This window comes from Haemophilus paraphrohaemolyticus, assembly GCF_002015045.1.
In the GTDB taxonomy this organism is placed as follows: Bacteria; Pseudomonadota; Gammaproteobacteria; order Enterobacterales; family Pasteurellaceae; genus Haemophilus_A; species Haemophilus_A paraphrohaemolyticus.
On record NZ_MUXX01000024.1, the window covers coordinates 25,879 to 35,069 of the forward strand.

Consider the following 9,191-nt stretch of genomic DNA (forward strand, 5'->3'; position numbering starts at 1 on the left):
TTAAGGCGTGATAAGATATTGCCCTAATAAAAATTAGGTGAAAAAGATTTCTTTTTCACCTATCTAATATTGGAATACGTTTTTCTGAACAAAATTTATCCCTCTTTAGGATAAAGCACTTCAGCATTAATCCAATTCACCCAAGTGTTTTCCAATAATGGAATTAAGGGGGTGCTATCTTCAACTACAGTGTTTAAGGCAGATAATACCTCTTCTAAAGACGAAGGTTGTTCTTGTATATAACTTAATAGCCAAAAGTCAAGTTCAGATAAGCGTTGTTGCAGAATATTAAAATCGCTATCCCGCCATATAACAGCTTGTATAGGGTTTTCATCAAATTGTTTAAAATTGCTTGATAAAAAATCGACTTCATAGCGTTTTAAATAAGCGGCATCAGATAACTGCATTACGCTATGCTTATCCCACTCAAATTTTTCAGGTACTTTTGCTAAAGAAACTTCTGCAAGTAATTGTGTATTTTCAAAATCCATCAATGCCAGTATATTGGCATCAAAACTCTCTTTTTCTTGACAAAATAAGAGAAATTCTCCAGCAATATCTTGAAAATAAGGCGAATGTGATTTTCCTGTTAATACAAACGCTTCTTTTGTCTGAGACCAACTCTCAGCAGAAACGTGTTTAGGTGCTTCAACAAAACAACGGTCAATAAAACCAAAGATGTTATTTCGAACTAAGCGAGCGTAAACAGCGAGGCGATTCGGAGCATAACCATTTAGAGGTTGAGCATGAGCCAATCGAACGGCTGTGGCAAGTGCTTTTTGTGTTTCAATAAGCGAAGGTTTAGGCTGCATAGGATATTACCTCTTTTTGAGCATATTTTTGCTGTAGTTGTGCAATATGTTCAACTTCAGCATAAAGTTCTGCAAATGGAGGAAAGTTGAAATCACGCTCTAATAATGTTGGTGGAATGACGGGTAGTCGTTGATAGGCATATTCTAATAAATCCCACACAGTACCTTTTACTGCTTCACCGTGCGTATCAATTAATAATTCTGGTAAATGGCGATATGCCCCTTTTATTTTATTAAATGATTCTCCTTCTAAATTCTCCACAACTTGTGCTGCAGAATGTTCTTCATCATGTCCTGCAATATGAATGTAATTAACACGTTTCACATCTACTTGATCTAAAAAAACATAAGGATCAAGTAAACCGTGATTGACGCCATTTACATAAATATTATTTACATCTAAATGAATACCACAATCCGCTTCTTGTGCAATAGCATTTAAAAATTCTACTTCATTCATTGTGCTGGTGGGAGAGTGTAAATAATAAGAGGTGTTTTCTAATGAAATTTGTAATCCTAAAAAATCTTGCACATAGCGGATTCTCTGTGCTACGTGTTTTACAGCTTCTTCAGTAAATGGCATAGGTAATAAATCATATAAATGCCCTTCACATTCACAATAACTCAAATGTTCAGAAAAAAATGTCGAATTATATTGAGTCATTAATGCTTTAGTATTTTTTAATAACTCGCGATCAAGTGGTGCTTGCCCGCCTAATGAAAGTGATAGTCCGTGTACCGCAAGTGGATATCTTTCCGCTGCCTGATCAAATTTATAACGAGCAGCTCCCCCCATTTTTACCCAATTTTCTGGAGCAACTTCCATAAACTGAATCGCATTATTTGATGATAAATTCAAAAAATCATCTGCTAAATCTCGACGATATCCTAATCCTGCACCTTGTAACATAATTCTTTATTCCTTTTAATACAACACTGGCGTAAATTTACACCAGTGTTATTATGGCATCTAGATTTAAATACGATTATTTAGAACCGCATTTACCCTCACCACATTTACCTTCTGCAGCTTTTGGTTGGCTCGCACCGCATTTACCTTCACCACATTTACCTTCTGCGGCTTTTGTTTCGTTTGCACCACATTTGCCTTCTCCGCATTTACCTTCTGCAGCTTTTGTTTTCACACATTTATCACCTACACAAGGTGTTGCAGCTTTATCCGTACTGCTTGATTTTGATTCAGCGTGTGCAGCAGTAGCTACTGTCATCGTTAATGCTCCAGCTAATGCGGCTAAAGTAGATAATTTTTTCATTTAAGTCTCCTAGAGTTTGATCTTGAATATATAGTTAGAGGAATTTTAACCAGCTTTTAGTTGGATAAACCTTCTTAATAAGCGTGTCTAAAGAGAGTTTCCCTGCTCCCTGCGTAATTAAGATTAATAAAGTTACCACATAAATTAATGGTAATTTATAACCATTATCACAAACGTTATAACCTGAATCAGCGTGAATACTATACCACGCAACAGAGATTAAAATCGTTAAACCTAATGCACTAAAACGAGTTAGTACCCCGAATATTAGCAAGAAAGGGAGAATTAATTCTGCCCCCATTGCAACGTGCCAATTAATATCAGCAGGAATAAGATTAAACGGAAAAGGAAAACGATCTTGTATTTCAGTAAACCAATTTTGACCATTCCATTTTTCTAGCCCTGCCTCTAAAAACTCCCATGCAAGAAAAAAGCGTAAAATCAATAAACTCACGCCGCTGCTGATACCTTGCATCTTACAATCTTTCATCTTTTTCCTCTTATTGACTACCTATTTTATGAAATTATTTAGTTCATTATGCTAGGAAATGTTTCCCAGTTATTCTATTAGTCGGAGATAAGTCTTTTTTCTTACACTTTTTTTTCAAAAAATCGAAAATATTATTTTTTGCAAAAATGCAGATAACATTAAGGGCAAAGATTCTAATGATCTTTGCCCTTTTATCTTTTAATAATTAACGTGTAATTGGAGTGATTTTTGCACGTTGTAATTTGCGATAAGCGTCCAAGAGTTTTTGGTGAGCTGGCATATTTTCTAAAGCTTCATCAGAAGCAGTTAAGCCATAGAACGGATTACCACCATGTGCAGCATTCCATGCAAATTCAACCGCTTGTTTACCGTACATTTTCTCAAAAACTGCACGATATTGTTCAGGCTTGCGGTTTTCATCGAGGAATAATTCGATGGTTTGAATTAAGCAGCGGTAATAGTTGTTGCGTTCTGCAGTGAAGACGGAAGCGTTCATATTTGCCGTCCAGTTTGCCCAGTCTAACGCTTGTTCTAAATTGCCTAGAGCTAAGTGAAGCATAGATTTCAGCTCGCCAATACGTAAGGTTTGCATTGCTGAACCTTTCTCGGCAACGATACCGATAAACTCACGGACACGGGTTAAATCGTCGATGCCTTGTTCGTCTAATTCGTCCAATAATTCTTGGTACGTTTCCGCATCGTGATGGAAATAAGGCAGATCTAACAGAATTTCTCGCCAATCCATCCCCATATTGTTGTTCGCGTAAATCAAATCATCGCTTGGGTAAATGTTCGACATACCAGGGGCAAGGATACGGCAAGCGTAAACGCCTAAATGCTCGTAATCCATAATGTAAACTGGCTGTTCGTATTTGTTGAAGATTGCCATTAAATTATGGAATTCTTGCTCGGTTGTGCCTGAGAAATCCCAATGAACGAACGGGTAGTCCGCCTCTTTTTTGAAAAGATCCCACGAAATCAGACCGCTTGAGTCGATGAAATGGGTTTCAAGGTTAGCGTGATCAGCAACATCTTCATTATTGAAAGAAGGTGGCGAGAACACGTCTAAATCTTTTAAGCTACGACCTTGTAAAAGCTCGGTTATGGTACGCTCGAACGCCACTTGGAAGTTCGGGTGCGCACCAAAAGATGCAAAGCAAGTGCCGTTTTGTGGGTTGAGCAAAATCACACAAATCACAGGGAATTCGCCGCCAAGTGAGGCATCGTAGCAAAGGATTGGGAAGCCTTCTTGCTCTAATTTTTCAATAGAGGCTTTGATGGTTGGGTAGCCATCGATCACCGATTGCGGAATTTCAGGCAAGCTGATCGCTTCTGCGATAATGCGGTTTTTCACAAAACGCTCGAACACTTCCGATATCCCTTGCACTCGGGCTTCGTTTTTGGTGTTACCTGCTGACATGCCGTTTGACACAAATAAGTTTCCGATAATGCTTTGCGGAATATAAACCGTTTGGTTGTCCGATTGGCGAACGTAAGGTAGGGTAACAATCCCACGGTCGTAGTTGCCCGATTGTAAATCTACCAATAATTCAGGGGTAAGTTCGCCGTTCGGGTCAAAGTATTCCCATAAGAAATCGTCCATCATCTCCATCGGTGGCACGGCTTCATCTTCAATCGTGAACCATTTTTCAGACGGATAATGTACGAAATCGCTATTTGCCATCTCTTGCCCTAAATAGAAATCTGCCCAGAAATAGTTGGTAGATAAACGCTCGAAATACTCGCCTAATGCAGAAGCGAGCGCCGCTTTTTTGCTCGCACCTTTACCGTTTGAGAAACATTGTGGGCAGTCCGCATCACGAATATGCACCGACCAAACATTCGGCACAGGGTTTAACCAAGAGGCTTCTTCAATATTAAAGCCAAGCGTTTTTAATTTGTGTTGGAAGGTTGAGATGCTCTCTTCAAGGGCTGCATCTTTCCCTGTAATAAAAGTTTGTTCAGACATAATTTACCTTATCAAAGGTCGTTAAAATCGGGCTATTCTAGCAAATTTCACAAGAAATAAGTAAAAAAATTGTGAAATCAAACCGCTTACTACAATATTTAAAAAGGTACAATTAAATGGCACGCCCTAAAGGATTCGAACCTTTGACCCACGCCTTAGAAGGGCTTAACTATATAAATCAAAATAAATAAAATAACTTTATAAAACAAAGACTTGCAAGGCTAATCATCTTGTATTTATATGTAAATAATTACATATAAAACCCTTATTTTATTAAATTTATGTCACAATTTTGACACAATGATTTCTCGTGCTTCCCTCCCATTTTTTAACCACTTCATCTTTATTCACTTTAACCAGTGTGCTTTTGTGCTGGTTGCCCTAAAATAACCACTCAGAATGCGAGCGGTTGGCGTTCAAATTTAGACATATAAAATTACTTTAAACTCTATCAGGCCAAGGGTCTGACGTTGGCCATACCATCGCTGGCGGTCTTAGATTTTTTGGTCCAATGTCAGGTATTGCCTCATTGCCTTTTACTTTAGGATCTGCGTGATAAGGCGTGAATCGCATAAAATTAGCATCGCCTACCCCTCCCACATAAATACCTGCAACGGCTCGATTGGTGTCATCATCATATAAGCTAAATCCACAAGATTCATCAGCTCTAAAGCCAAGAGGAATCCCACTTGTACCAATAACTTCAACCCTTCCTGGCTGTCTTGGTAGATACCCTTTTTCTGTTTTGCCTAAATAACCAAACAGCCCCCAAGACAGCCCCCCCATGTGACAAGTCACAAAGTTGCCTTGCCTGCGGAATTTAATATAAGCGCCAGGCTTTAAGTTTTTCGTTACAGCATTAACTAAACCTGTATCACCATCGGTAACCACCCATTTCCCATTCCGTTTTTGCCATTTCCATGCACCTACTCGACCGCCATCTGACGACTCATAGATAGTCCCATTGGGTTCATCGCCTGTTATTTTGCCATTCGTTGTAGTAGGTTTGTCAGGCCGACCTACACCAAGCACAACGGTTATGGCTTTAATATCTCGCCCGATTTGTTCTATGACATCGGGCAGTTGTTGTAAAAGGTCCATTAGCTATTTTTCCCACGTTGATAAGCTGCCTTTAAGTCCATTGCTTTTAAGGCGTTAATTTGCTCAATCACTCCATCTAAACTCTGTTTAAATTCTGTCAGTTTAGTGGTTAATGCCTCAGGGGCACTGCTTCCACTTGCTTTGAGTTTGCGTAACTCTTCTGCCAGCTCCCTAAATGTGTCTAAATCGGCTGATACCTCACCGCCTAACAGGTCATTTTTAAGCTGGGTTATCTTTGTCTCAATTTGAACCAAAATCGCTTTATCTTGCTCGCCTAAGTATTGAGCAAACTCGGTCAATAATTGTTGAATAGTTTGTGTTGTCATAGTCGTCCTATTTTGTAGTTGAGAATTAAATCGGATAAAGGAGGGATAACTGGCTGTGCAATTGCCAATTTCGCTACTTTAATTTTAATTGGCTTTTTAGTCCAAAGTCGTACGTGAATTTGGGGTTTATCACGAATGCGGATAGCGATTTTTTGCATTATTCGTTCCTCGTAATATCGGGAATTAACGTGAAATCACCACCAACAAGGGTAGTAACTTTTTGGTTTGGGTCGATACATTGCAAATCCCATTGTGCTTGTTCCCAAGTCACGTTTTCGGTTTTGCTGTGTGCGATTACTACGTGAATTAAGTTACCTTCAGTCGTAATTTCGCCTGTTTCGCTTGAGAGTTTGATAATGCTACCTTTGCCGGGTTTGATATGTAAGTCAAAGCGACATTGTGTTAGCTCAAGCGTTGGCGATTCTTCAAGGACTTCAAACGTCCAGCCATCATCATCGCCGCGTATCATTTCTAAATTAACGTTTTCCATTTTTTCTCCAAAAGAAAACCGCTTGCAACAAGAGCGACAAGCGGTTTGTTTTAAGAAAAGTTTTACACCTCAATCATTCCCTGCTCTTTCATATAGCTGTAAATACGGTTGAGCATTAAATCTTGGAACGATTTGCCAATATCACCCTGTGTGAGCGGGGCGAACATAATGGCGTGTGCTTGTGTGCTATCTAGGTATTTGTACTCAGTCACAAGCGGTCGAAATTCGGTGATTTGTTCCGCCTCTTCCGTGCCTGTGCCGATGGCGTAAGTCACGTTCATTGAGCCGTCTGAGTTCATAGTGAAACCAGAGATAGTTGAATAGACTGGGTTTAAGATTTTGTTGAATGTTGCCATAAAGGACTCCTTGTTGAGATAATAAAAACCCGATAGGTTTTACCTTCGGGGTTTGATGGAAAAATAAGTATTATTGTGGGTCGATTAAATCAATCAATTTCATCACTACTTCATCGATTAAATAATTTTCTGCTTTAGTTAAGAATTTGGTTTTAGTCAGTAGGTTTATCAATAACTAGAACCTGATTAACAGCTGTGATATTATCTAGGTACTCGCCGCCTTTAGCATAGCTAGGATAATTTCTTTTATATCCAGAAATACTAAAGCTTTCACTTTTCTGGAATTCAATTTTCCCTTCAATTGTTAAAACAGGTGTCAAGATACTTCCGTAGTAATACCAATTTCTATTTACTTTATAACACTCTGTGTAAATAAAATTACAAGTCTGCATCACAGCAATATTCTTTCCAATAGGATTTTTAAAAATAGGATTCTTATCTAATTCAAAAGAGCTATTAAAACTATTTGCTAATGTTTTATGATGAGTAAAATTTACTGGTAAAACTCGGATATTATTTAAAAGTTTTAATCCTGATTTATACCTTAATGCACCATTTTCATTATAAATATGTATTCCATACCCTTTTTCTGGAGTTATATTTGATGATCTATGATAAATAAAAATTTCTACAAATCCTTCTGGGTTATGTCCAGAAGCTCCCCAAGGAAGTCGGGTATGAACAGCTATTCTAGCTTGAGTTTTTCCATTTAAATGTCTAAATTTTATTGGCTTTATAGGCATGGGATACTCTTCTGTTATGACAGATGTTTTCACTGAATGGTAATTCTGCTCTCCAATAAATGCGAATAAGTTGTTTAAATCTAGAGTATTTAAAGAAATGTCTACCCACCCTTCATCTTGATATATTTTCTTTACTTGCTCAATATTATTAGTAAAAGCGTCAATATGCATTGATGGGTCATGTTGAATATTTTTATATTGCAAGCGTAAGGTTTTTACATGTTCAACAACACATTCACTCCCCAGAAATATAGGTAAATTGTTTGTTGATATTCCATAGTGATTCATATAAGCTCCTTAATTATAAAATACAAATATTGATACTGAATTCGTTTTTAAAGCTTTTGCTGGAACCCAGTTCCAAAACACTGTATCACCAGAATGAGTCACTTGAATTGCTTTACCATCATATTCAACATCAAACTCATAATTAGCCATTACAGAAATAGAAGAGATATTTTTATTGAACTTCTTACTTCCAGATAAGTTATATAAAACATTTATTACGTCAGAAATCATTATAGGTCTATCCGTAATATTAACTAATTGTCCATGATGATTTACTACGCTCACTCCATAATTCACATTTTCCTCCTTAGCCTTAACGCTTTTCTTAATTTTTAGCCAATAAAAAAGCAGTCCTAAGACTGCTAACAAAATCACTACAATTAAAATTGCAACTATCATATTTTCTCCTTTCTTGTATCGAGTTACTTTACAAACCTCTTTTAAAAGTTGTATACTCACTATATACAAAGAGGCTAAAATGATTCTATCGTTTAAACACAAAGGGCTTGAACTCTTTTTTACCACAGGTTCTACTGCAGGTATTCAAGCCAAGCACGCAACAAAATTACTACTGCAACTGGACGCACTCAATCGTGCAACTTGCCCGCAAGATATGAATGCACCCAGTTGGCGATTGCATCCATTAAAAGGTAATCTCAAAGAGCATTGGTCGATTACCGTAAATGGAAACTGGCGTATTACCTTTAAATTTGAAAATGGACACGCTGAAATCGTTGATTATCAAGATTATCACTAGGAGGCACTATGAAAATGCACAATCCACCACACCCAGGTTTAGTATTAAGAGAATATATTGAGGGAATGAAAATTGGTGAAGTTGCCCAAAAATTAGGGGTTTCCCGTATTTCACTCTCTCGCATTCTTAACGGTAAAACTGCTATTACGCCAGAAATGGCAACTCGTATTGGACTTGCGTTAAATAACAGCCCTAGTATGTGGCTTGGTATGCAAGCTGATTATGATTTATGGCAAATTGAGCAAAATCAAACTTTTCATATCACGCCTATTTATGCCTAAAGCTGCCCAATTTTTACCCGTACATTTCCTCTCTCGTCATACACAATAATCTGATTATTGTTGATGACGAGTCCCACATTTCCTGCTGCAGCACGCATTTCCATTTGCCCTTGATTGCTCACTTTAAAGCGGTTGTTGATATTCAACGAGCCACCAGTGATAGCGCCTAAATCCGCACTAATCGCCGACAAGCTTTCCACATTCAACTCTTTCGCCGTAATAGACTTACTCACAATATGACCTGCATTGATGGTCTTACTTGCAATATGTTTCCCCGCAATCGTTCCACCAACAATCTCATTGC

Annotated in this window: 14 protein-coding genes and 1 pseudogene; 2 read left to right on the forward strand and 13 right to left on the reverse strand. The window is 37.9% G+C overall.

Going from position 1 to position 9,191, the window contains the following annotated elements; translation table 11 throughout:
* Nucleotides 1-95: 95 nt before the first annotated feature.
* The 12 genes from B0184_RS10180 to B0184_RS10230 all read right to left on the reverse strand — a co-directional run bounded on the left by B0184_RS10180 (nucleotide 96) and on the right by B0184_RS10230 (nucleotide 8,248).
* Entirely contained in the window at nucleotides 96-812 is a 717-nt protein-coding gene (locus B0184_RS10180) for an HvfC family RiPP maturation protein (protein WP_005707789.1), read from the reverse strand.
* Nucleotides 802-1,722 (reverse strand): HvfB family MNIO-type RiPP peptide maturase, encoded by a 921-nt coding sequence (locus tag B0184_RS10185; RefSeq protein ID WP_005707827.1) that lies wholly within the window; start codon nucleotides 1,720-1,722, stop codon nucleotides 802-804. The genes B0184_RS10180 and B0184_RS10185 overlap by 11 nt, the downstream gene beginning before the upstream one ends.
* 76 nt (nucleotides 1,723-1,798) lie before the next feature.
* A complete protein-coding gene (gene hvfA / locus B0184_RS10190) occupies nucleotides 1,799-2,086 on the reverse strand; it encodes an oxazolone/thioamide-modified RiPP metallophore HvfA (RefSeq protein WP_005707799.1) in 288 nt (95 codons plus the stop codon).
* A 34-nt stretch (nucleotides 2,087-2,120) separates the two neighbouring features.
* A complete protein-coding gene (locus tag B0184_RS10195) occupies nucleotides 2,121-2,561 on the reverse strand; it encodes an HvfX family Cu-binding RiPP maturation protein (RefSeq protein ID WP_080351561.1) in 441 nt (146 codons plus the stop codon).
* A gap of 220 nt (nucleotides 2,562-2,781) precedes the next feature.
* The gene (ycaO, locus tag B0184_RS10200; RefSeq protein WP_005707822.1) at nucleotides 2,782-4,545 is read right to left on the reverse strand and encodes a 30S ribosomal protein S12 methylthiotransferase accessory factor YcaO; all 1,764 of its coding nucleotides are present in this window, start codon (nucleotides 4,543-4,545) and stop codon (nucleotides 2,782-2,784) included.
* A 441-nt stretch (nucleotides 4,546-4,986) separates the two neighbouring features.
* Nucleotides 4,987-5,646: a hypothetical protein gene (locus tag B0184_RS10205; RefSeq protein WP_078177695.1), complete on the reverse strand. Its 660-nt coding sequence runs from the start codon at nucleotides 5,644-5,646 to the stop codon at nucleotides 4,987-4,989.
* Nucleotides 5,646-5,972 carry a hypothetical protein gene (locus tag B0184_RS10210; protein ID WP_005709048.1) on the reverse strand — a complete coding sequence of 109 codons (327 nt, stop codon included), beginning with the start codon at nucleotides 5,970-5,972 and terminating at the stop codon, nucleotides 5,646-5,648. The genes B0184_RS10205 and B0184_RS10210 overlap by 1 nt, the downstream gene beginning before the upstream one ends.
* Nucleotides 5,969-6,130, reverse strand: a complete 162-nt coding sequence (locus tag B0184_RS10570; RefSeq protein WP_005709049.1) for a hypothetical protein — start codon at nucleotides 6,128-6,130, stop codon at nucleotides 5,969-5,971. The genes B0184_RS10210 and B0184_RS10570 overlap by 4 nt, the downstream gene beginning before the upstream one ends.
* Nucleotides 6,130-6,462, reverse strand: coding sequence for a hypothetical protein (locus tag B0184_RS10215; RefSeq protein WP_078177697.1), 333 nt, complete (start codon nucleotides 6,460-6,462; stop codon nucleotides 6,130-6,132). The genes B0184_RS10570 and B0184_RS10215 overlap by 1 nt, the downstream gene beginning before the upstream one ends.
* Before the next feature lie 62 nt (nucleotides 6,463-6,524).
* Nucleotides 6,525-6,818 carry a hypothetical protein gene (locus B0184_RS10220; protein ID WP_078177647.1) on the reverse strand — a complete coding sequence of 98 codons (294 nt, stop codon included), beginning with the start codon at nucleotides 6,816-6,818 and terminating at the stop codon, nucleotides 6,525-6,527.
* Between the two features lie 152 nt (nucleotides 6,819-6,970).
* Complete coding sequence (locus B0184_RS10225; protein ID WP_005707908.1) at nucleotides 6,971-7,849, reverse strand: hypothetical protein; 879 nt, start codon at nucleotides 7,847-7,849, stop codon at nucleotides 6,971-6,973.
* A gap of 9 nt (nucleotides 7,850-7,858) precedes the next feature.
* The gene (locus B0184_RS10230) at nucleotides 7,859-8,248 is read right to left on the reverse strand and encodes a hypothetical protein (RefSeq protein WP_039850995.1); all 390 of its coding nucleotides are present in this window, start codon (nucleotides 8,246-8,248) and stop codon (nucleotides 7,859-7,861) included.
* Between the two features lie 79 nt (nucleotides 8,249-8,327).
* On the opposite strand from B0184_RS10230, the gene B0184_RS10235 reads away from it, so the two are divergent.
* Both B0184_RS10235 and B0184_RS10240 read left to right on the forward strand, forming a co-directional pair.
* The gene (locus tag B0184_RS10235) at nucleotides 8,328-8,606 is read left to right on the forward strand and encodes a type II toxin-antitoxin system RelE/ParE family toxin (RefSeq protein WP_005707903.1); all 279 of its coding nucleotides are present in this window, start codon (nucleotides 8,328-8,330) and stop codon (nucleotides 8,604-8,606) included.
* An 8-nt stretch (nucleotides 8,607-8,614) separates the two neighbouring features.
* Nucleotides 8,615-8,887 carry a HigA family addiction module antitoxin gene (locus B0184_RS10240; protein WP_005707905.1) on the forward strand — a complete coding sequence of 91 codons (273 nt, stop codon included), beginning with the start codon at nucleotides 8,615-8,617 and terminating at the stop codon, nucleotides 8,885-8,887.
* On the opposite strand, the pseudogene B0184_RS10695 reads toward B0184_RS10240, so the two are convergent.
* Nucleotides 8,884-9,191, reverse strand: a pseudogene (locus tag B0184_RS10695) (phage tail tip fiber protein); the annotation flags it as partial. The gene B0184_RS10240 and the pseudogene B0184_RS10695 overlap by 4 nt on opposite strands.